We start from the raw sequence: 20,143 nt of genomic DNA, 5'->3' as shown, positions 1-20,143 counted from the left end.
GCTGGCCGCGCACGCTGTCGGGCGGCGAGGCCAAGCGCGTCGCGATCGGTCGCGCGCTGCTCAGCCGCCCCGACTTCCTGCTGCTCGACGAACCGCTCGCCTCCCTCGACGCCGCGCGCCGCGCCGACGCGATGCGCGCGATCACGAAGGTGCGCGACGCCACCTCGCTGCCGACCCTGCTGGTTACGCACGACCGCTACGAGGCCGAGCGGCTCGGCGACCGGATCGTCGAACTGAACGCCTGAGCAGTGATTGCTTCTGCTATGCGCGCAGCACTATGTCCGCGTACGCCTGATTGCGGAAGCGCGCAGGAACGCGCCTTGATCCATTCTCCGCTCGTCGGCGCCATTGCCGATGAAAACGAAGTCCATACGATGACGAACGCAGCGAGCGACGAGAACAATCCGCTGATCGAATTCGAGCCGATCTTCGACGGCAAGCAGATGCGGGAAGCCGAGGAAGCCGCGAAGTCGATGGATGTGCAACAACGCATTGCTTTGGCTTTGGCGACGAAGAACCGATCGCAGCTGACAGAGATGATTCTCAAGATGGCGGAAGAGCACGAAAGCTTGTTTTTCGAAATGGTGGACGGACTCAAGGACCTTGTGCAGCATTACGAAGAGTGCATTGAACTTTTCAAGAGCGTTGAAGCGCCATTGCTAATCGCCGCTCATCAAGCCTTCGAGGTGAATAACGACTGACAGGTAGTCGGGGGCACTGTCTGCCCGACCTTGGTAGGCTGGTGCCCCCGGCGAGATTCGAACTCACGACCTGCGGTTTAGGAAACCGTCGCTCTATCCTGCTGAGCTACGGGGGCACGCGATCTGCTGCCTATCGCGGTGTCGGCGGCAAATCAATCGGACGCCTGCCGCGATGATCGCCGCTGACAGCCCCGCGCCGATCCGATCAGCGCGCCGCCGCCGACATCCGCTCGCCTACTCTTTCTTCAGCGCGTCGGGCTTGTGCGCTGCCTTGGCGCCACTGTCGGTCTCGACGATGTACTGCGGGTCGTCCTTCGACGCGCGGACCTGATGACCCTTGATCTTGGTGTCGCTGGTCTGCTTCTTCTCGACCGTGCCGTGCGCCTCGCCGCCGTGCGAGTTCCACTTCACCTCGTCGCCCTTGTGCAGTTCCTTGGTCATCGGCCTTCTCCTTTGATCCAGATCAGTTCGGGATCAATCGGCGGCGGCGGCAAAGGTTGCGCGGGCGGCGCGTCCCGGCGGGGGACGCGCCGCCCGCACCGGCTCAGAACTTGAACCCGGCGGCGACGCCGTAGCGGCGCGGCTCGATCGTGAAGATGTTGGTGTACAGCCCCGACGACTGGTCGGTCACGTACAGGCCGGTGAAGGCGTTGTTCTTGGTCAGGTTGGAGACGAAGCCGCGCACGTAGAAGCGGTCGTCGGGCGCGTTCAGCTGGATCTGCGCGTTGACCACCTCGTATCCGGGCAGGCGGTCGACCGGGCGCAGGTTGAAGATCGTGCCGTAGGCGTTGCCCGTGTAGTTCAGGTCGGCGCGTGGCACGAGCGTGAAGCCGCTGTCGCCGAAGTCGATCGTGTACTGCGCACCGATCGACCATTTGTAGGTCGGCGCGTTGGGCAGCTTGTTGCCGCGCACGTTGGTCTCCACGCCCGAGCCGAGCACCTGGATGCCGCCGAACGCCGCGCCCACCGCGGCCGCCTGAGCCGTCAGCGCGGAGCAGATGCTGAACGCGCCGTTCGCGGTCGTGCCGGGCACCGCGGTCGTGCCGCGCAGCAGCGCCGGGTTGCCGAACGACGCGCCGATGCCCTGGTTGATCGTGTTGACGAAGGCGTTCGCGCCCGCCCGGTTGCCCGCGACCGTAGGCACCACCGCGCAGTTCGCCGAATTGGTGATGTCCTTGATGATGACCGCATCCGACCGCCCGCCCGACGGGTCGCGCGGGTTGGCCAGGAAGCGGTCGTCGGCGACCTTGGTCTTCAGGTAGCTGGCGTTGGCGTTGACGACGAAGCGCGGGATCGGGCTGATCACCGCTTCCGCCTCGACGCCGTAGATGTCGGCGTTGACGTTGTCGTTGACCGAGGTGCGCGCGACGATGCGCGACAGCTGCAGGTTCTTGTACTTGTAGTAGAAGCCAGTGAGGTTGAGGCGGAAGGCACCGCCGCCGAAAGTGTTCTTGGACCCGATCTCGAACGCATCCACGCTCTCCGGCGCGAAGGTCGTGGGGACTGAGAACACCGGGGACAGCGGCGGGTTGATGCCGCCCGATTTGTACCCGCGCGAGTAGGAGGCGTAGAGCAGATTGTCGGGCGTGATCTTGTAGTCGAACACCGCGCGCCCGGTCAGCCGCGAGAAGCTGACATCATCCTCGGCGTAGGGCTGGATGCCCGCGCGCGTCGCGTCATAGTCGTAGCGACCGCTGTCCATCACCGGGAACGCGCTCGCGGTGCCGAGCGGCACCAAGACCGGCAGGCCGGGCACCGCATTGTCGACCAGCAGCGAGGTGCGCGCGCGGACGAACTTGTCGTCGTGGTTGTAGCGCAGGCCGAGCGTCAGCTTCGCGCGCTGGCTGAACTCGAAATAGGTCTCGCCAAAGATGCCGTAGCTCTTCAGCCGGAACAGCGGCGTGCTGTTGCGGTAGAAGGGCGTGGCCGCGAACGCCGTCCCGCCCGACTGGCCCGCGCCGAGCAGGCCCGAGGCGTAATCGAGCCCGAATGCGGTGACGTAGTAATCGTTGCTCTGCTTGCTGTCGAAGTAGATGCCGCCCAGCAGGAAGTTGAACATGCCGTCGAACTGGCTGTCGACGTGCGCCTCGGCGCTGTACTGCCGCGCCTTGTTGAATGAGCGGTCGACGTCGAGCGCGGTCGGCGCGCACACGCTGGCACCGCCGTATACGCCCGAATTGTTGGCGTCCGGCAGCGACTGGCACAGGCTGCCGACACCGTTGGGGATCAGCGTCTGCCGCACGCCGTTCAGCACCGCGCCGGGCAGGCCCGGCCGCCCGACCGCGTTGAGGGTATTCAGCCCCACGTTGGTGGCCAGGCTGTTCTCGACCGCCAGATTATAGTCGGTGGTCGAGTCGACGGTGTTCTTCATGTAGCCGCCGGTGAAGTTGAAGCTGACCGGCCCGAAATCGTGGAAGATCTTGGCGGTATATTGCTGCTCCTCGGCGAAATAGGTCGGCTCGGCGTCGATCCGGACGCGGCGCACGCTGGCCGGGTTGACCACGCCGAAGAACTGGTCCTGCGGCTGGTACACGCTGCCGAGCGCGAACGGGGCGAGCGCGCCCGCGCCCGAGACGGTCAGGAACTCGCGGCTGGTGAAGATCGACGCCAGCGTCGAATTGCCGTTGGTCGTGCCGTTGGCGAGCCGGTCGGGCGAGCAGCCGAGGATGCCGGTCGAGTCGCGGTTGCAGAGCTGCTTCTGGATACGGCTGCGATCGTCCTTCTCGCGGAAGTAATAAGCGATCAGGTCGACGCGGGTGTCGGGGCTCGGCTCCCACGACAGCGTGCCGCGCACCGAGTAGAGGTCGCGCCCGTCGATGCGGTTGCCGGTAAATTCGTTAAACGTATAGCCGTCGCGGTTGAGGTAGGTACCAGCGACCCGGATGCCGAGCGTGTCGGTGAACGGCAGGTTGAACATCGCGCGCACGCGCTTCGAATCGTAATTGCCGTACTCGAACTCGCCGGCCGCGTGCACGCCCGACAGATCGGGCTTGGCGGTGATGAAATTGACCACGCCCGAGGTCGCGTTGCGCCCGAACAGCGTGCCCTGCGGCCCACGCAGCACCTCGACGCGCTCCAGGTCGAAGAACTCGCTCTCGAACAGGCGGGTGGCGAGCAGCGGCATGTCGTTGACGTGGATCGCGGTCGCGCTGTCGCAGGTCGTACCGACGCATAGGTCGCCGACGCCGCGGATGGTGAAGCTCGACGAGGTGAAGTTGGTCTTGGTGAAAGTGATATTGGGCAGTGTCTGCTGTAGCGCTACGGGATTGACGATCTGCTGCCGCTCCAGGTTCTCGGCGGTGAACGCCGTCACCGCGATCGGCACGTCCTGCAGCCGCTGCGACTGGCGTTGCGCGGTGACCACGATGTCTCCGGCATAGCCCTGGGTGGTCGGGCTCTGCGCCGTGGCCGGGGCAGAGGAGGGTGCCTCCTGTCCCGGCCCGTTTGTAGGTGCGGTATTCTCCGCCGATGTGGTGGCGCCGGTCTGCGCGTGCGCGGGAATCGAGGTCACGAGCGCGAGCGCCGACGCGGCCAGCAGGTCGAACTTCTTCATGGCATCCCCTCCTGGGAACCGCCCCCGCTCTATGGCGATGTGGCGGTGTTTCGATGAACCGGTACGGATGAGACGACAGAATACCAGACCCGTCAAACGAAAATATTGCGGAATGTTAAGCGCCGCGCAAACGTGGCCGAAAAGAGACAGGTGCGATTTCGCGCGCGCTTTCTGCTACCAGACGCGCTGGAGGACGTTTGACCCAGATGACGACGATCGAGAGCGGCGAGCCGGTGGACGGCGACCTGGTAGCATCCGACGGCAAGCTGCCCGTGCCCGACCACGTGGCAGCCGCGATCCGCATCTTGATCGAGTGGGCGGGCGACGATCCCGCACGCGAGGGGCTGGTCGACACGCCCAGGCGCGTCGCGCGCGCGTGGAAGGAATATTGCAGCGGCTATGCCGAGGACCCCGGCGTCCACCTGTCGCGCGTGTTCGAGGAGGTCGGCGGCTACGACGAGATCGTGCTGCTGAAGGACATACCGTTCCAGTCGCACTGCGAGCATCACATGGCGCCGATCATCGGGCGCGCGCACATCGCCTACCTGCCGCGCAACCACGTCGTCGGCATTTCCAAGCTCGCGCGCGTGCTCCACGGCTTCGCGCGCCGGCTGCAGGTTCAGGAGCGGCTGACCGCCGAGGTCGCCGATTGCATCTGGAACGGTCTGAACCCGCACGGCGTCGCGGTGGTGATCGAGGCGAGCCACGCGTGCATGACCGCGCGCGGCGTCCGCACGCCGGGCGTCGCGATGGTGACCAGCCGGATGATGGGCGTGTTCCGCGACGACGACCGCAGCCGCAAGGAAGTGCTGGCGCTGATGGGGCTGGGTTGAGCGGTCGCATGCGCGTCCTCGTCACCGGCGGCGCCAGGCGACTCGGCGCCGCGATCGCGCGCGCGGTCGCGGGCGCGGGGCACGACGTCGTGATCCACTACGGCACCTCGCGCGACGCGGCGGAAGCGCTCGCGCGCGAGCTCGGCGGCAGCACGGTCGGCGGCGACCTGGCGGACACCGCCGCGCTGCCCGACCTGTTCGTGCGCGCCGCCGCGGCGGGGCCGATCGACGGTCTGGTCAACAGCGCTTCGGTGTTCGAGTATGACGCGCCGCACGCGATCGACGCGGCACTCGCTGCGCGGCTCCACGCGATCAACGCCGTCGCGCCCGCGGTGCTGACCGCCGCACTCGCCGCGCAGGGGGGCGAGGGCGCGGTCGTCAACCTGCTCGATCAGAAACTCGCCAATCCCAATCCCGACTTCTTCTCCTACACGCTCAGCAAATACGCACTGGAGGGTGCGACGACGATGCTGGCGCAGGCATTCGCGCCGCGCGTCCGCGTGAACGCGGTGTCGCCCGGCCTGACGCTGCCCAGCGGCGACCAGAGCGCGGCCGAGTTCGACCGCGTCGCGCGCGCCAACCTGCTCGAACGCCCGGTCGGTGCCGAGGCGGTGGCGGCGGCGGTCGTCTACCTTCTGGAGGCGCGCAGCGTCACGGGGCAGAACCTGTTCGTCGATTGCGGACAGCGCTTCCTCGCGCGCGACGGCGACGTCATGTTCGAGCAGCGCGATGCCTGACTACACCGTCATCCTCGACGATCTCGACGTCGAGATGCGGCTGGGCATCCACCCGCACGAGGCGACGCCGCAGCGCGTGCGCCTGTCGGTGCGGATGCGCGTCCGCTACGCCGCCGCGCCCAGTGCCGACCGGATCGACGAAGTGCTCGACTATGATTTCGTGCGGAGCGGTATTCACGAGCTCGCCGCCGGTGCCGGCTTCGCGTTGCAGGAAACGTTGGTCGAGGCGGTCGCGGCGCTGTGTCTCGCCGACGCGCGCGTGCGCGAGGTGTGCGTGCGCTCGACCAAGCTCGACATCTACCCCGACGCGACCGTCGGCTGCGAGATCGTGCGCGCGCGCGACTGAGCTTCAGTCCGCCTTGGGCCTGGGCGCGCGCATCCGGATCAGCCCTTCCTGCGCGACGCTCGCCACCAGCTGCCCGTCCTGGGTGAAGATCTGCCCGCGGTTGAAACCGCGCGCGTGCCCCGCCCAGGTGCTGTCGCAGGCGTAGAGCAGCCACTCGTCGGCGCGGAACGGCTCGTGCAACCAGAGAGCGTGGTCGAGGCTCGCGCTCTGCAACCCCGGCGAGGTCCAGTTGACGCCGTGCGGCAGCATCGACGTGCCGAGCAGCGCCATGTCGCTGGCGTAGGCGAGCACCGCGCGGTGCACCGCGGCGTCGTCGCCGATCGCCGCGCTGACGCGGAACCAGCTGTGCTGCACCGGTTCGGTCGGCTGCGGCTTGAACCACTTGCGCGGATAGACCGGGCGAATCTCGATCGGGCGCGCGCGCAGCAGGTTGGCGCGAAAGCGCTCGTCGACGTGGACGCTCTCTCGCGCGCGGATCGCCGCCTCGCTCTCCAGCGTCTCGGGCGCGGGCACTTCGGGCATCTCGGCCTGGTGGTGAAAGCCTTCTTCGGGCACCTGGAACGAGGCGGCCATGTTCAGGATCGGCTGCCCGCGCTGCATCGCGATCACGCGCCGCGTCGCGAAGCTGCGCCCCTCAAAATCGCGCACCACGCGGTAGATGATCGGGTGCTGCTCGTCGCCCGCGCGCATGAAGTAGGCGTGGAGCGAGTGCGCCTGCTTGGGCGCCTCGGTCGAACGCTGCGCTGCCTGCAACGCCTGCGCGATCACCTGCCCGCCGAACACGCGGCCCACACCGTCACGCGATCGCCGCCCGCGGTACAGGTCGGTGTCGATCTCCTCGACGTCGAGCAGGTCGACCAGGTCGGCGACGAGCGCGGCGGGGGAGGGTGCGGCTTGATCGGTCATTCTTATCCTCCCCAGCATGGGGAGGGGGACCAGCCGTAGGCTGGTGGAGGGGGAGCGCCGCGAACGCTCCGCCTTCCATGCCCCCCTCCACCAAGCCGCTACGCGTCTTGGTCCCCCCCCCCGTGCCGGGGAGGATAGCGACTCGTCAATAACCCGCCGCGCGCGCGATCTGGTCGGCGTGGAAATTGGCGTCGCCGAACATCTCGGCCAGCACGCGCCCGCGCTTCATGTAGAAGCCGATATCGTATTCGTCGGTCATGCCGATGCCGCCGTGCATCTGCACGCCTTCCTGCACCGCTAAGGTGGTCGCGATCCCGGTCATCGCCTTGGCGACCGACACCGCCGCGTCGGCGCGGTCGTCGCCCGCATCGAGCAGCTGCTGCGCCTTCAGCACCGCGGCGCGCGCGACCTCCATCTCGGCGTAGAGGTGCGCCGCGCGGTGTTGCAGCGCCTGGTAGCTGCCGATCACCGTGCCGAACTGCTTGCGCTCCTTCAGGTAACCGAGCGTCATGTCCATCGCGCCGCCGCCGACGCCGAGCATCTCGGCCGCGGCACCGGTGCGCCCCGCGCGCAGCAGCCGGCCGAGCGGATCGCGACCCGCGTCGACCTCGCCGATCACCGCGTCGGCGTCGACCTCGACTCCGTCGAACTCGATGCGTGCGGCGAGGCTCGCGTCGGTCAGCCGCTCCGCGCGGGCGGACAGGTTGGCCGCGTCCTTGGGCACCGCGAACAGCGTCACGCCCTCGTCGTCCTCGGCCGCGCCGGCGGTGCGCGCTGCGACGATCAGCAGGTCGGCGACGTGGCCGTGGGTCACGAACTGCTTGGCGCCGGTCAGCTTGAAACCGTTGCCCGACCGCTCGGCCTTCATGCCGATCGAATGGCGGTGTTTCGCGCCCTCGTCGATCGCGAGCGCCGCGACCGTGTCGCCGGCGATGATGCCGGGGAACCAGCGCTCGGCCTGCGCGCTGCCCTTCAGCGCCGACACCGCCGCGACCGCGGTCGACAGGAACGGGGAGGGCGACAGGTTGCGCCCGATCGCCTCCAGCACCACGCCCGCCTCAACGTGGCCGAGCCCGAGCCCGCCCTGATCCTCGCCGATCAGCATGCCGGTAAAGCCCATTTCGGCGAACTGCTTCCACAGGTCGCGGCTGAACCCGGTCTGGTCGTCGGCGTCGCGCAGCGACCGCATGTGGCTGACGGGAGCGTGCTCGGCGACGAAGTCCTTCGCGGTGTCGCGCAGCATCGTCTGTTCGTCGTTCAGAAAAAGCGGCATTCGATTTCTCCCTCTCCCCTCAGGGGAGAGGGTCGGGGTGAGGGGACGCCCCACGCACCGACCCTGATTTGATGTGTTTGAGTGGGGGCAACCCCTCACCGAACCCTCTCCCGACGGGGAGAGGGCTCTCCGATCACGCGCCCGGCAGCTCCAGGATGCGCTTGGCGATGATGTTGAGCTGGATCTCGCTGGTCCCGCCCTCGATCGAGTTCGCCTTGGTACGCAGCCACGCGCGCGCGTTGCGCCCGCCGCCGCTCGCCTCGCTCTCCCACTCGAGCTCGTTCGAGCCGCCCGCCGCCATCACCAGCTCGTGGCGGCTCTTGTTCAGCTCGGTGCCGTAATATTTCATCATGCTCGGCTGCGCGGGGTGCGCACGGCCGGCCTTCAGCTCGTCGATGAAGCGCTCGCTCTGCGCGGTGAAGGCGCGCGCACGCACCTCGAACAGCGCGATCTGCGCGCGCAGCAGCGGATCGGCGAGCCGCCCGTCGTGGTCGAGCCCGATCGTCGCCAGCGCACCCTCGATCAGCGGGTTCTTGCCGCCCGCGCCCAGTCCCATGCCCGAGATCATCTCGCGCTCGTGCCCGAGCAGGTACTTGGCCACGTCCCAGCCGCGGTTGAGCTCGCCGACGAGGTTCTCCTTGGGCACCTTCACGTCGTCGAAGAACGTCTCGCAGAACGGCGAGTAGCCGCTGATCAGCAGGATCGGCTTGGTCGAGACACCGGGCGTGCGCATGTCGAATAGCACGAAGCTGATGCCGCCCTGCTTGGTCGTCTTGTCCGTGCGCACCAGGCAGAAGATCCAGTCGGCCTTGTCGGCGTAGCTGGTCCACACCTTCTGCCCGTTGACGAGGAAATGGTCGCCTTTGTCCTCTGCGGACGTGGCAAGGCTGGCGAGGTCGGAGCCCGCGTTGGGCTCGGAATAGCCCTGGCACCAGCGGATCTCGCCGCGCGCGATCTCGGGCAGGAAGCGCTTCTTCTGCTCCTCCGTGCCGTATTTCAGCAGCGCCGGCCCGAGCATCGAGATACCGAACGAGTAGAGCGGGTTGCGCGCGCGGATGCGGGCCATCTCCTCGCGCAGCACCTTGGTCTCGGCCGCTGACAGCCCGCCGCCGCCATATTCCTTGGGCCAGTCGGGCACGGTCCAGCCGCGCGCGCCCATCGCGTCCATCCACGCTTTCTGCGCCGGCGTCATGTCGCTCTGGTCGCGACCACCCCAGGTGGTGTCCTTGTCCGAGCGGATCGGCTCGCGCATCTCTGGCGGGCAATTCTCCTCCAGCCAGACGCGGGTCTCTGTGCGGAACGTATCTAGGTCGGTCATATGTTGCTCCTGACGAGGTCGTGCGCGACGCGCGCGACCGCGATGGCGTGATGGTCGGCGTATAGGTCTGCGATCACCTGGACCCCGACCGGCAGGCCGTCGGCGTCGTGCCCGATCGGCACGCTGGTGGCGGGCAGCATCGGCAGCGTCGCGAGCCCCGGCCAGGCGAACTGGTGAAAGAATTGCGTGTCGGCGCCGTCGATGTCGAGCCGGCGGGCCGCGAGCGGGGTGTCGTCGTGCGGGAACGCGGTCATGCCGACGGTCGGCGCGATCACCGCGTCATACTGCTCGAACAATCGCCGCCACTGCCGCTGGATGCGCGCCTGATCGTCGTGGAGTTGCAGCCAGCTATCGACCGAGACGGGCGGGCGGCTGTCTGGCGGGCCACGCCGCGACATCGCGATGTTGAGCATGTTCCAGTAGACGTCGTGCTGCCGCGCGAGGTCTGGCAACAGATCGCTCGCGCGATCGACGCGCGCGCCCGCCCGCTCCAGCGCGGTCCCGAGCGTCTCCAGCGCCTCAACGATCGCGTCCTGCGCGGTGGCGAGCGGGTGCGTCGTCAGCAGCAGCACGCGCAATCCGCGCGCGTCGCGCACCGTCGACGCCTTGAGCGGGTGATCCGCCACCACGTCCAGCGCCGCGTCGAGGTCGTCGGCGTCGCGCGCCAGCGGGCCGATCACCGACAGCGCGATCCGCGCGCCGTCGGTACCGGGATGGAAGTGGCCGTCGGTCGGCAGCACGCCCCAGGTCGGCTTGTGTCCCCACACGCCGTTGAACGCGGCCGGCACGCGGATCGACCCCCCGATGTCCGACCCGAACTCGAGCGGCACCATCCCGCTCGCCAGCGCGACCGCCGAGCCGCCCGACGACCCGCCCGCGCTGCGATGCTGGTTCACCGCGTTCAGCGTGCGGCCGTAGACCGGATTGTTCGACTGCAGGTCCGACAGCGCGGGCGGCACGTTGGTCTTGCCCAGCAGGATCGCCCCCGCCGCCTTCAACCGCTTGACCGCCACCGCGTCGGCTTGCGGCACGAAGTCGCGATGCGCCTCGAATCCGAACGTCGTCGGCAGCCCGGCGACGTCGTAGCTTTCCTTGATCGTCATCGGCACGCCGATGAGCGGTGCGTCGAACCCGTCCGCGATCCGCGCGTCCATCGCCGCCGCCGCGGCGCGCGCGCGGTCGAAGTCGCGCACCACGACCGCGTTCAGCGCGCCATCACGCGCCTCGATCCGCGCGATCGCGGCGTCGGTCTCGGCGAGCGCGCTGGTCTCGCCTGCCCGGATCGCGGCGGCGGTGGCTAGGGCGGAGCGTTCGGCCATCATATCCTCCCCGGACCGGGGAGGGGAACCTGCCGCAGGCTGGTGGAGGGGGCTCGCCGCAGGCGGAACGCGAGCGGACAGCCCCCTCCACCACCACGCTTCGCGCGGCGGTCCCCCTCCCCACGAGTGGGGAGGATAAGAGGTGCGACCACCGTCACTTGATCGTGCCGGCCTTCAGCGTGTCGGCGACCTTGAAGCCATGCTTCTCCAGCCCCGCGACGACCTTGTCGTAGCCTTCGGTCTGCGCCCAGAACATCGGCCCGCCGCGGTACACCGGCCAGCCGTAGCCGTAGATCCACACCACATCGACGTCCGACGCGCGCTGCGCCTTGCCTTCCTCCAGGATCAGCGCGCCCTCGTTCACCATCGTGTACAGCGTGCGCTCGACGATCTCCTGATCGGTGATCTCGCGCTTCGGCATGTTCGAGCGGCTGCGGAAATCCTCGATGATCTCGGCGACGCGCGGCGAGGGGGTGGGACTACGCTTTTCGTCGTAGTCGTAATAGCCCGCCTGCTTCTTCTGCCCCCAGCGGCCTTCGGCGGCGAGCGCGTCGCGGATGCTCTCGATCCGGTTCGGGTCGCGGTGCCAGCCGATGTCGACGCCGGCCAGGTCGCTCATCTGGAACGGCCCCATCGGCATGCCGAACTCGACGTGGACGCGGTCGATCTGCTCAGGGGTAGCCCCTTCCATCAGCAGCTTGTTGGCCTCGACCTGCCGCGGCATCAGCATGCGGTTGCCGATGAAGCCGTAGGTGACGCCCGCGACCACCGCGACCTTCCTGATCTTCTTCGCCAGCGCCATCGCGGTCGCCAGCACGTCGTCCGCGGTCTTCTCGCCGCGCACGATCTCCAGCAGTTTCATGACGTTGGCGGGCGAGAAGAAGTGCATGCCGAGCACGTCCTCAGGCCGGCTGGTCGAGGCCGCGATCTCGTCTATATCGAGGTAGGAGGTGTTCGACGCCAGGATCGCGCCGGGCTTGGCGATCTTGTCGAGCTTGCCGAAGATGTCCTTCTTGACCTCCATGTTCTCGTACACCGCCTCGATGATGAGGTCGCAGTCGGCGAGGTCGTCGAGGCTGAGCGTGGGTTTCAGCAAGCCCATCGCCTGCTCGGGCGCTTCCGGCTTGATCCGGCCCTTGGCGGCCGACGCCTCGTAGTTCTTGCGCATCACGCCCGTACCGCGGTCGAGCGCTTCCTGCTGCATCTCGACGATCGTCACCGCGATCCCGGCCGACAGGAAGTTCATGCTGATCCCGCCGCCCATCGTGCCCGCGCCGATCACGCCGACGCGGTTGATCGGACGCAGCTGCACGTCGGACGCGATGCCGTCGATCTTCGCGGCCTGCCGCTCGGCGAAGAAGATGTGGCGCTGCGCCGCGGACTGCGTGCCCGTCATCAGCTTCATGAACTGCTCGCGCTCGAACTGCAGCCCCTCGTTGAACGGCTTCTCGGTCGCGGCCACCACGCAGGCGACGCAGGCGGCGGGCGCGTCGAAGCCGCGCATCTTGCGGCCGTTGGCCTTCTTGAACGCCTCGACCGCTTCCGGATCGGGCGCCACGTCGCGGTCGCGCACGCGCGGGATCGGGCGCTTGTCCGCGATCTCGCGCGCGAAGGCGATCGCGTCGGCCTCCAGCGTATCCTCGCCGACCAGCTTGTCGACCAGCCCGATCTCCTCGGCCTGCTTCGCCGACACGGGATCGCCGAGCGCGATCATCTCCAGCGCCGCCTTGACCCCGACGACGCGCGGCAGCCGCTGCGTGCCGCCCGCACCCGGCAGCAGCCCGAGCTTGACCTCGGGCAGGCCGATCTTCGCCGACGGCACCGCGATGCGGTACTGGCACGCGAGTGCGACCTCGCACCCGCCGCCGAGCGCCGTGCCGTGGATCGCGGCGACGATCGGCTTGCTGCTCGCGTCCATCATGTCGATGACCTCGTGCAGCCCGACACCCTTCATCGGCTTGCCGAATTCGGTGATGTCCGCGCCCGCGAAGAAGGTCCGCCCGTCGCAGCGCAGCACCATCGCGGTGATCGACGAGTCCGCGACGCCTTCCTTGACGCCGGCTTCCAGCCCGTTGCGCACCGCCGCGCCCAGCGCGTTGACCGGCGGCGAGTCGGAGATGATGACGAGCACGTCGCCGTGACGTTCGGTGCGGACCGGGTTCTGCGTGGGCGAGGTCATGTAGGAAAATACTCCGATGGGATGAGGGAAGTGGCCGCGTCGCCGCGGCACGCAGGGGATCAGGTCAGCGCGGCGTAGATCATCGTCTTCAGCTCGCGCCTGATCGGGTAAACGCTCGACGGGCTCAACTGGGTCATGAACACCATGTGGAGGCGCTCGACGGGATCAATGAAGAAGGCGGTGGAGAACATCCCGCCCCAGTAGAATTCGGCGACGCTGCCCGGCATCATCGAGCGCGCGACGTCGATCGTGACCGCGAAGCCGAGCCCGAAGCCAGTGCCCGCATTCTGCGTCTCGCTGAACAGCGACTTCGACATGACCGACAGGTCGGCGTTGCCGGGCAGGTGGTTGATCGTCATCAGCGCGATCGTCTTGCGCCCCAGGATGCGCGCGCCGTCCAGCGTGCCACCGTTCAGGCACATGGTGCAGAACCGGTGATAGTCGCGCGCGGTCGACACCAGCCCGCCGCCGCCCGACACAAGCCGCGGCATCCTGCTCCACGCACTCGCATCGCCGCGGTCGTACATGACCCGGCCCTTTCCGGGCACGAAGGTATAGCAGTCGGTCAGCCGGTCGAGCTTGTCCTCGGGCACCTGGAAGAAGGTGTCGTGCATCCCGAGCGGCCGGAAGATGCGCTCCGCGAAAAAGTGGTCGAGCGGCATTCCCGACACGCGCTGCACCACCGCGCCCAGTACGTCGGTCGCGACCGAGTAGTTCCACTGCGTGCCGGGTGAGAACTCGAGCGGCAGCTTGCCCAGTTCCGCGACGAAGCCGTCGAGGTCGTGCCCGCCGTGCCAGCTTTCCAGCTTCAGCTCGCGGTGCGCGGCGTCGATGTTGGAGCGGTTCTGGAACCCGTAGGTGAACCCCGCGGTGTGGCGCAGCAGGTCGACCATCCGCATCGGCTCGTCGGTCGCCCTGGTCGCGAACGGCACGCCCGCGCCGCCGCCCGCGTAGACGCCGACCTTCTTAAACTCGGGCAGTACGTGGTGCACCGGCGTGTCGAGCGCGACGCTGCCTTCCTCCACCAGCATCATGAACGCGACCGAGGTGACCGGCTTGGTCATCGAGGCGATGCGGAACAGTGAGCGGTCGGTGATCGCCGCATCCTCGCCCTCGCGCGCTGGCCCTTGCGACGACAGGTGCACCACCTCGCCGTCGCGCGCGACGAGCAGCTGCGCGTGCGGCAGCAGCCCGGTGTCGAGGTAGCGCGCCTTCACGAACGCATCGATCGCGCGGAGCCGGTCGGCGTCGAACCCGTGATCGGCGGGGTTTGCATTCGCCATGGCCTTGTCCGTACCCCCGCTTCGAAGATGACACGCTTCCTACGCCTTGAGCATAGCGCAAATCAACTCTAACCTCGCGCCCAAGCGAACCCGATGTTCAAGACTCGCGAGCGGCATCGGACCTGTTGGAGAGCAAGCGTGGCGACTGAACCATCGAGCATGACGAGCTGGCCCGCGATGACGCTGGAGGCGGTAGAGCGAGCGCTCTGCGCGCCGGGCGCCCGATTCGAGATGGAGAGCGTCGACATTCGCGGGGTGCCGACGCGGGTGTGGAAGAACGCGCCGCCGCACATGGCCGCGCTGGTCGCGCTGTCGCGCACTCACGGCGAGCGACTCGCCACGATCTACGAGGACGAGCGCGTCAGCTACGAGGCGCAGTTCCGCGCCATCGTGGCGCTCGCCGAGGTGTATCGCGCGCACGGCGTCGCGAAGGGTGACCGCGTTGCGATCGCGATGCGCAACCTGCCCGAATGGCCCGTCGCCTTCTTCGCCGCGACCGTGATCGGCGCGGTCGCGGTGCCGCTGAACGCCTGGTGGACCGGTGACGAGCTCGCCTACGGTTTGGCCGACTCGGGCGCGACATTGCTGGTGTGCGACGGCGAGCGCTGGGACCGCATCGCGCCCCATCTGTCTGAGGTGCCCGACCTCGCGCACGTGCTGGTCAGCCGCGCGACCGCGCCGCTCGATCAGCCCGCGACCCGGCTGGAGGACGCAATCGGTATCCCGAACGACTGGCACGCGCTGCCCAACCGCGCGCTGCCCGACGCGGGGCTGGTGCCGGAGGACGACGCCACGATCCTCTATACCAGCGGCACCACCGGCAAGCCCAAGGGCGCGCTCGGCACCCACCGCAACTTCATGACCAACATCATGTCGACGGGCTTCGCCGGCGCGCGGATGCTGCTGCGCCGCGGCGAGGCGATCCCCGCGCCGCAGCCGCGCGTCGGACTTACCGTGATCCCGCTGTTCCACGCGACCGCGCTGTCGGCCGGGCTGATGGGTGCGATGGCGGCGGGTCATACCAGCATCTATATGCGCAAGTTCGAGGCGCTGCGCGCGTTCGAGATCATCGAGCGCGAGAAGGTCAATTCGACCGGCGGCGTGCCGACGATCGCGTGGCAGCTGCTGGAGCATCCCGATCGCCACAAATACGACCTCTCCAGCCTGGAGGCGGTCGGCTACGGCGGCGCGCCCTCCGCGCCCGAGCTGGTGCGCAAGATCGCGGGCGAGATGAAGGCGATCCCGACCAACGGCTGGGGCATGACCGAGACGACCGCCACCGTCACCACCCACGGCGCGGAGGATTACATCAACCGGCCGGAGAGTTGCGGGCCGCCGGTCGCGGTCGCCGACCTGAAGATCATGGCCGATGACGGCGTCACCGAGCTGCCGGTCGGCGCGGTCGGCGAACTGTGGGCGCGCGGACCGATGATCGTGAAGGGCTATTGGAACAAGCCGGAGGCGACCGCGGCGACCTTCGTCGACGGCTGGGTGCGCACCGGCGACCTCGCGCGCGTCGACGAGGAGGGGTTCTGCTTCATCCTCGACCGCGCCAAGGACATGATCATCCGCGGTGGCGAGAACATCTACTCGACCGAGATCGAGAACGTCCTCTACGATCACCCGGCGGTCACCGACTGCGCGCTGATCGGGCTGCCGCACCGCATCCTGGGCGAGGAGCCCGCCGCGGTGGTCCACCTCGCGCCGGGTAGCCAAGCCAGCGAGGCGGAGTTGCAGGCGTGGGTGCGCGCGCGGCTCGCCGCCTTCAAGGTGCCCGTCGCGATCCGCTTCGTGCCCGAAACGCTGCCGCGCAACGCCAACGGCAAGATCCTGAAACGCGACCTCAAGACCCTGTTCGAGGATCGCGCCGCCGCGTAAGGTGGTGCGGTTCGAACACGAAGGGGGCACATTGGTGGCGGTAACCGCAGACTTCCTGCGCGGGCGCGGGCGAAGCAGCTTGTCGGCGCAGGAACTCGACATTCTCGAACAGATCGTCGACCGGGTCGAAGTGCTGCCCGCGCGATCGGTGCTGACTCGGCGCGGCGATCGCCTGCGCGAGAGCACGCTGCTGATCGAGGGCGCGATGTGCCGCTACCTCGACGCGCGCGACGGTTATCGGCAACTGCTCGCCTATCACGTGCCCGGCGATTTCGTCGACATGCACGGCTACACGCTCCACCGGCTCGACCACGATGTCGCGACCATCGTCGAATCGCGCGTCGCGATGGTGCCGCACGACCGGATCGACGCGGTGATGCGCGACCATCCGCGGCTCGCCTGGATGCTGTGGCGCTCGACCCTGCTCGACGCGGCGATGCACAGAGAGTGGATCTTCCGGCTCGGCCGGCTCGACGCCGCGGGGCGGCTGGCACACTTCCTGTCCGAGGCGGTCGAGCGGATGGACGTGATCGGTCGCGTGCGGGACGGCGCGTTCGCGCTGCCGCTGACGCAGCAGGATCTGGGAGAGGCGTGCGGGCTGACCAGCGTCCACGTCAACCGCACGCTGCGCCGCCTGCGCGAGGAAGGGATCGCCGATGTCGCGCGCGGCGAGGCGCGCATCTTCGACCGCGCCAAGCTCGCGCGGGTGGGGGAATTCGACCCCGACTTCCTCTACCTCGACGACGGGCCGTGGGCCGACGCCAAGGATTGACGCGGACCGCCCGTTCAACGGTATCCCGCCCGCGCAAATGGCGGTACGCCCCGGGGTAATGGCTTATTCCAGCGAACCCGTGCAGTCCGCCCCCCGGGCACCTGACCCAGCCACGTCCGACGGCGCGGCATCTGCGGCCGGGGCGCTGGGCATCCCGTGCCCGCCGGACGAGGACGCGCGGATCGCGCAGCGCCGCGACCGATTGCTCGCCGCGCTGACGCTCACCGCGGGCGTCGGGCTGATGATCGGGCTGCCGTTCGCGCTCAAGGCCGGGTCCGAATTCTTCCTGCCGACCACGGTCGCGCTGGTCGTCTCGCTCGCGCTGATCCCGCTGCTGCAATGGCTCGAGCGCCGCCGCCTGCCGTCGCCGATCGCGGCGCTGCTGTGCGTCATCCTGTTCCTGATCGCCGCCAACATCGCGATCGCCGCGATCGTCGTGCCCGCGACCGAGTTCTTCCGCCTGCTGCCGACCCGGATCAACCGCATCCAGTCGAACCTGCAGCCGCTGCTCGACCTGTACTCGAACCTGGAGCGGTACGTGAACCGCACGCTGCGCCAGGTCGCCTCCACCCCGGTGCGCCCGTCGCCCAGCGCCGCGGTGTCGCCGCCCAGCTCGATCGTCGAACTCGCCGCCACCAGCGCGCCCGCGTTCATCGTGCAGGTGTTCTACGCCATCCTCGTCGCCTACTTCTTCCTCGCCGGCTGGACCCGCCTGCGCCAGCGGATGATCACCGAGCGCGCGAGCTTCGGCGGCGCGATGGCGACCGCGCGCGTGTTGCAGGACGTGGTCGACGACGTGTCCTCGTACCTGGGCACGATCACCGCGATCAACATCGCGCTGGGCGCGATCATCGCCTCGGCACTATACCTGATCGGCATGCCGTTCCCGCTGATGTGGGGCGGCATCGTCGTGCTGCTGAACTACATCCCCTATTTCGGGCCGGTGATCGCCGCGCTGCTGCTCGCGGTGGGCGGCCTGATGACCTTCAGCGACATCTGGACCGCAATGACCGCGCCCGCGATCATGTACGGCGCGCACCTGATCGAGGCGAACGTCGTGACGCCGCTGGTGGTCGGGCACCGGTTGACGATCAACCCGGTGCTGATCCTCATTTCGATCAGCTTTTGGGGCTGGGTATGGGGCACGGCGGGCGCGCTGCTCGCGGTGCCGATCCTGATCATCGTGCAGACGGTGATCGGCGCGGCGGGGCGGCCCGACATCACCGGTTTCCTGTTCGAGCACGGCACGCTGGTACGCGCGCGTGACGGGAGCGCGAGAAATTTCGGCGACGACCCGCGATCAGGTTGACGCCCGCCTTGACACACGGGGCTGCGCCGCATAGCAGCCGCGCCTCACGCTTTCCAAGCGGGTGTAGCTCAGTTGGTTAGAGCGCCGGCCTGTCACGCCGGAGGTCGCGGGTTCGAGCCCCGTCACTCGCGCCACCCCCGGCGTATCCCCAGCATCATCGGTCCCGCTCAGCCGCCGCTCACGCGCGCCAGCGACCCGTCTCCATCCAGCGCAGCAGCGGCTTGAGCGGCGTGATCCAGACGATCCCGGCGACCAGGTAGAAGGCGAACTGGAGCGTCCAGTGCCACTGGCCGACCACACCGGAGAGCGACATGATGACGATCGACCAGATCGCGATCAGCCCCAGGATCGCCAGCATGCCAACGGGTTTGCGCCAATCGGGCGTCATCGCGTGATCCATTCCTGTTCGGTGACGATGGCGTGGAGCGGGGCGTCCCACGCGTCGGGCTCGATCGCCGCTACCTCCTGCACGCTCCACGCGACGCCGACGCGGGTCGCGCGCGGGTGCTCGGCGAAGGCGCGGTCGTAATGCCCCGCGCCCTGTCCGACGCGGTTGAGCGCGCGGTCGAAGGCGACCAGCGGGGTCAGCACCAGATCGGGGGCGAGACGCGCCGCGCCGGGCACGGGCTGGCGCAGGCCGAACGGCCCGTCAACCAGCGCACCGTCCTCGTCCCACGCCACGAACACGAGCGGCGTCGCGCGGTCGACCACGTGGGGCAGCGCGATCCGGCACCCCGCCGCGCGTGCGGCGGCGACCAGCGGCGCAGGATCGGCCTCGCTGCCGATCGGGACGTAGGCGGCGACCACCATCTCGGGCCGCAGCATCGCGGCGAGCGCGTCCGGTATCGCGATGGTGTGCGGCGCCGCCGCAACGAAGGCATCGCGCGCCCGGCGCATCGCGACGCGCATCTGCTTCTTGTCGGTCACGCGGTTCGCCCCTCGGCTGGGCAGGTCGGCGAATGGGCAGGGCGGGTGGCGGGACCGCCGTGGTCGTTTGCCGGTGTATCCACTGACGCACGGTACGTCAGGTGGGGATCATGTACGTCGGACCAGGATCCGGGCAGGGACAACCCCCTTTGGATGATGAATAGCCTCAGGGATAAGTCTGGCTCGTACCGGGCAGAACCCGCCACCGCTCATTTAGGGCTTCGCTGCCTCGTCCTCAAGGGCCGCGGCGAGTGTTTCCAGCCGCTCGGCGATGCGGCCCAGCGCGACATCGGCCGGCGTCTCGGGCGGGGGCGCCTCGCGCGCCTCGATCAGCGCGTCGGCGAGCATCAGCGCGGTCAGCAGGAACGTGCGCTGCACCCCGCCCGAGCCCGCCGCGCGCCGCGCGCTCTGCCACCGCTCGTCGATCAGCGCGCCCGCCTGCATCAGCCGCGCCTCGCCGCCGTCGCGGCACGCGACCTCGTAGGAGAGGTCGCCGATCTTGAGCGTCACCATCGCCATTATTCCGCCCCCTCGCGCGCCATCACCGCGTCGAGCGCGGCGACCGCCTCCGCCATGCGCGACTTCAGCGCGGCGTGGCGCTCCGCCACCGCCTCCGCGGCGACGCGGCGGCGCGCGATCGCCGCCTCGATTCGTTCGATTGCCTGTTCGATGCGGGCGAGGGCGGGGTGGTCCATGGATCGAACGGATAGGCAGACGCCCGTCACCCGGCAAGACACTGGATTCGCGCGCCCGCCCGCGCGGCCGGGGCGAACCGCGCGGCGAAAGCGCCCGACGCGGTTGACGCGCCC

The 20,143-nt window shown here is 68.6% G+C and carries 20 protein-coding genes and 2 tRNA genes; 9 read left to right on the top strand and 13 right to left on the bottom strand.

What is annotated here, in order from left to right; genetic code table 11:
- Positions 1-245: ATP-binding cassette domain-containing protein (locus ACFDS6_RS12020; protein WP_375272406.1), on the top strand; the 245-nt coding region annotated here is incomplete at its 5' end.
- A 75-nt stretch (positions 246-320) separates the two neighbouring features.
- The gene (locus ACFDS6_RS12015; RefSeq protein ID WP_375272405.1) at positions 321-701 is read left to right on the top strand and encodes a hypothetical protein; all 381 of its coding nucleotides are present in this window, start codon (positions 321-323) and stop codon (positions 699-701) included.
- Between the two features lie 39 nt (positions 702-740).
- On the opposite strand, the gene ACFDS6_RS12010 is transcribed toward ACFDS6_RS12015, so the two are convergent.
- The 3 genes from ACFDS6_RS12010 to ACFDS6_RS12000 form a co-directional block, all read right to left on the bottom strand.
- Positions 741-817: transfer RNA gene (locus ACFDS6_RS12010), tRNA-Arg, on the bottom strand.
- 118 nt (positions 818-935) lie between these two features.
- Positions 936-1,142 carry a DUF2945 domain-containing protein gene (locus ACFDS6_RS12005; RefSeq protein WP_375272404.1) on the bottom strand — a complete coding sequence of 69 codons (207 nt, stop codon included), beginning with the start codon at positions 1,140-1,142 and terminating at the stop codon, positions 936-938.
- A gap of 103 nt (positions 1,143-1,245) precedes the next feature.
- On the bottom strand, positions 1,246-4,254 hold the full coding sequence (locus tag ACFDS6_RS12000) for a TonB-dependent receptor (RefSeq protein ID WP_375272403.1): 3,009 nt from the start codon (positions 4,252-4,254) through the stop codon (positions 1,246-1,248).
- Positions 4,255-4,460: 206 nt separating this feature from the next.
- Between ACFDS6_RS12000 and folE the strand changes: the two genes are divergently transcribed.
- From folE to ACFDS6_RS11985, 3 genes are read left to right on the top strand one after another with little or no spacing between them, the layout of a single operon-like run.
- Positions 4,461-5,087, top strand: coding sequence for a GTP cyclohydrolase I FolE (folE, locus tag ACFDS6_RS11995; protein WP_375272410.1), 627 nt, complete (start codon positions 4,461-4,463; stop codon positions 5,085-5,087).
- Positions 5,088-5,095: 8 nt separating this feature from the next.
- Entirely contained in the window at positions 5,096-5,824 is a 729-nt protein-coding gene (locus tag ACFDS6_RS11990; protein WP_375272402.1) for an SDR family oxidoreductase, read from the top strand.
- On the top strand, positions 5,817-6,170 hold the full coding sequence (locus ACFDS6_RS11985; protein WP_375272401.1) for a dihydroneopterin aldolase: 354 nt from the start codon (positions 5,817-5,819) through the stop codon (positions 6,168-6,170). The genes ACFDS6_RS11990 and ACFDS6_RS11985 overlap by 8 nt, the downstream gene beginning before the upstream one ends.
- A 3-nt stretch (positions 6,171-6,173) precedes the next feature.
- On the opposite strand, the gene ACFDS6_RS11980 is transcribed toward ACFDS6_RS11985, so the two are convergent.
- The 6 genes from ACFDS6_RS11980 to ACFDS6_RS11955 form a co-directional block, all read right to left on the bottom strand.
- Positions 6,174-7,076 carry an acyl-CoA thioesterase gene (locus ACFDS6_RS11980; RefSeq protein WP_375272400.1) on the bottom strand — a complete coding sequence of 301 codons (903 nt, stop codon included), beginning with the start codon at positions 7,074-7,076 and terminating at the stop codon, positions 6,174-6,176.
- Between the two features lie 145 nt (positions 7,077-7,221).
- The gene (locus tag ACFDS6_RS11975) at positions 7,222-8,349 is read right to left on the bottom strand and encodes an acyl-CoA dehydrogenase family protein (RefSeq protein ID WP_375272398.1); all 1,128 of its coding nucleotides are present in this window, start codon (positions 8,347-8,349) and stop codon (positions 7,222-7,224) included.
- 133 nt (positions 8,350-8,482) lie between these two features.
- The gene (locus ACFDS6_RS11970; protein WP_375272397.1) at positions 8,483-9,667 is read right to left on the bottom strand and encodes an acyl-CoA dehydrogenase family protein; all 1,185 of its coding nucleotides are present in this window, start codon (positions 9,665-9,667) and stop codon (positions 8,483-8,485) included.
- Positions 9,664-10,986: an amidase family protein gene (locus ACFDS6_RS11965; protein WP_375272396.1), complete on the bottom strand. Its 1,323-nt coding sequence runs from the start codon at positions 10,984-10,986 to the stop codon at positions 9,664-9,666. The genes ACFDS6_RS11970 and ACFDS6_RS11965 overlap by 4 nt, the downstream gene beginning before the upstream one ends.
- Before the next feature lie 154 nt (positions 10,987-11,140).
- Positions 11,141-13,165: a 3-hydroxyacyl-CoA dehydrogenase NAD-binding domain-containing protein gene (locus tag ACFDS6_RS11960; RefSeq protein ID WP_375272395.1), complete on the bottom strand. Its 2,025-nt coding sequence runs from the start codon at positions 13,163-13,165 to the stop codon at positions 11,141-11,143.
- A gap of 59 nt (positions 13,166-13,224) precedes the next feature.
- Complete coding sequence (locus ACFDS6_RS11955; protein WP_375272393.1) at positions 13,225-14,448, bottom strand: serine hydrolase domain-containing protein; 1,224 nt, start codon at positions 14,446-14,448, stop codon at positions 13,225-13,227.
- A gap of 159 nt (positions 14,449-14,607) precedes the next feature.
- On the opposite strand from ACFDS6_RS11955, the gene ACFDS6_RS11950 reads away from it, so the two are divergent.
- The 4 genes from ACFDS6_RS11950 to ACFDS6_RS11935 all read left to right on the top strand — a co-directional run bounded on the left by ACFDS6_RS11950 (position 14,608) and on the right by ACFDS6_RS11935 (position 18,541).
- A complete protein-coding gene (locus ACFDS6_RS11950) occupies positions 14,608-16,326 on the top strand; it encodes a class I adenylate-forming enzyme family protein (RefSeq protein WP_375272392.1) in 1,719 nt (572 codons plus the stop codon).
- A 34-nt stretch (positions 16,327-16,360) separates the two neighbouring features.
- Positions 16,361-17,098 (top strand): Crp/Fnr family transcriptional regulator, encoded by a 738-nt coding sequence (locus tag ACFDS6_RS11945; RefSeq protein ID WP_375272391.1) that lies wholly within the window; start codon positions 16,361-16,363, stop codon positions 17,096-17,098.
- 58 nt (positions 17,099-17,156) lie between these two features.
- Positions 17,157-18,407, top strand: coding sequence for an AI-2E family transporter (locus ACFDS6_RS11940; protein ID WP_375272390.1), 1,251 nt, complete (start codon positions 17,157-17,159; stop codon positions 18,405-18,407).
- 57 nt (positions 18,408-18,464) lie between these two features.
- Positions 18,465-18,541, top strand: a tRNA-Asp gene (locus tag ACFDS6_RS11935).
- A gap of 44 nt (positions 18,542-18,585) precedes the next feature.
- Here ACFDS6_RS11935 and ACFDS6_RS11930 read toward each other — a convergent pair.
- From ACFDS6_RS11930 to ACFDS6_RS11915, 4 genes are all read right to left on the bottom strand, one after another.
- Positions 18,586-18,795: a DUF2842 domain-containing protein gene (locus ACFDS6_RS11930; protein ID WP_375272389.1), complete on the bottom strand. Its 210-nt coding sequence runs from the start codon at positions 18,793-18,795 to the stop codon at positions 18,586-18,588.
- On the bottom strand, positions 18,792-19,334 hold the full coding sequence (locus ACFDS6_RS11925; protein ID WP_375272388.1) for a 5-formyltetrahydrofolate cyclo-ligase: 543 nt from the start codon (positions 19,332-19,334) through the stop codon (positions 18,792-18,794). Before ACFDS6_RS11925 ends, ACFDS6_RS11930 begins: the two co-directional genes overlap by 4 nt.
- Before the next feature lie 213 nt (positions 19,335-19,547).
- On the bottom strand, positions 19,548-19,853 hold the full coding sequence (locus ACFDS6_RS11920; RefSeq protein WP_375272386.1) for a cell division protein ZapA: 306 nt from the start codon (positions 19,851-19,853) through the stop codon (positions 19,548-19,550).
- Entirely contained in the window at positions 19,853-20,029 is a 177-nt protein-coding gene (locus tag ACFDS6_RS11915) for a hypothetical protein (protein ID WP_019516637.1), read from the bottom strand. Before ACFDS6_RS11915 ends, ACFDS6_RS11920 begins: the two co-directional genes overlap by 1 nt.
- Positions 20,030-20,143: the final 114 nt, after the last annotated feature.

The organism is Sphingomonas sp., from assembly GCF_042095875.1.
GTDB lineage: Bacteria > Pseudomonadota > Alphaproteobacteria > Sphingomonadales > Sphingomonadaceae > Sphingomonas.
The sequence above is the reverse complement of the archived record's forward strand: the minus strand, read 5'-3'. Positions and strand labels throughout refer to the sequence as shown.

Excerpts from the sequence above, each read along its gene's own strand:
- ACFDS6_RS12005 (WP_375272404.1), bottom strand. The coding sequence starts at position 1,142 with ATGACCAAGGAACTGCACAAGGGCGACGAGGTGAAGTGGAACTCGCAC.
- ACFDS6_RS12000 (WP_375272403.1), bottom strand. The coding sequence starts at position 4,254 with ATGAAGAAGTTCGACCTGCTGGCCGCGTCGGCGCTCGCGCTCGTGACC.
- folE (WP_375272410.1), top strand. The coding sequence starts at position 4,461 with ATGACGACGATCGAGAGCGGCGAGCCGGTGGACGGCGACCTGGTAGCA.
- ACFDS6_RS11990 (WP_375272402.1), top strand. The coding sequence starts at position 5,096 with ATGCGCGTCCTCGTCACCGGCGGCGCCAGGCGACTCGGCGCCGCGATC.
- ACFDS6_RS11985 (WP_375272401.1), top strand. The coding sequence starts at position 5,817 with ATGCCTGACTACACCGTCATCCTCGACGATCTCGACGTCGAGATGCGG.
- ACFDS6_RS11980 (WP_375272400.1), bottom strand. The coding sequence starts at position 7,076 with ATGACCGATCAAGCCGCACCCTCCCCCGCCGCGCTCGTCGCCGACCTG.
- ACFDS6_RS11975 (WP_375272398.1), bottom strand. The coding sequence starts at position 8,349 with ATGCCGCTTTTTCTGAACGACGAACAGACGATGCTGCGCGACACCGCG.
- ACFDS6_RS11970 (WP_375272397.1), bottom strand. The coding sequence starts at position 9,667 with ATGACCGACCTAGATACGTTCCGCACAGAGACCCGCGTCTGGCTGGAG.
- ACFDS6_RS11965 (WP_375272396.1), bottom strand. The coding sequence starts at position 10,986 with ATGGCCGAACGCTCCGCCCTAGCCACCGCCGCCGCGATCCGGGCAGGC.
- ACFDS6_RS11960 (WP_375272395.1), bottom strand. The coding sequence starts at position 13,165 with ATGACCTCGCCCACGCAGAACCCGGTCCGCACCGAACGTCACGGCGAC.
- ACFDS6_RS11955 (WP_375272393.1), bottom strand. The coding sequence starts at position 14,448 with ATGGCGAATGCAAACCCCGCCGATCACGGGTTCGACGCCGACCGGCTC.
- ACFDS6_RS11950 (WP_375272392.1), top strand. The coding sequence starts at position 14,608 with ATGACGAGCTGGCCCGCGATGACGCTGGAGGCGGTAGAGCGAGCGCTC.
- ACFDS6_RS11940 (WP_375272390.1), top strand. The coding sequence starts at position 17,157 with ATGGCTTATTCCAGCGAACCCGTGCAGTCCGCCCCCCGGGCACCTGAC.
- ACFDS6_RS11930 (WP_375272389.1), bottom strand. The coding sequence starts at position 18,795 with ATGACGCCCGATTGGCGCAAACCCGTTGGCATGCTGGCGATCCTGGGG.
- ACFDS6_RS11920 (WP_375272386.1), bottom strand. The coding sequence starts at position 19,853 with ATGGCGATGGTGACGCTCAAGATCGGCGACCTCTCCTACGAGGTCGCG.
- ACFDS6_RS11915 (WP_019516637.1), bottom strand. The coding sequence starts at position 20,029 with ATGGACCACCCCGCCCTCGCCCGCATCGAACAGGCAATCGAACGAATC.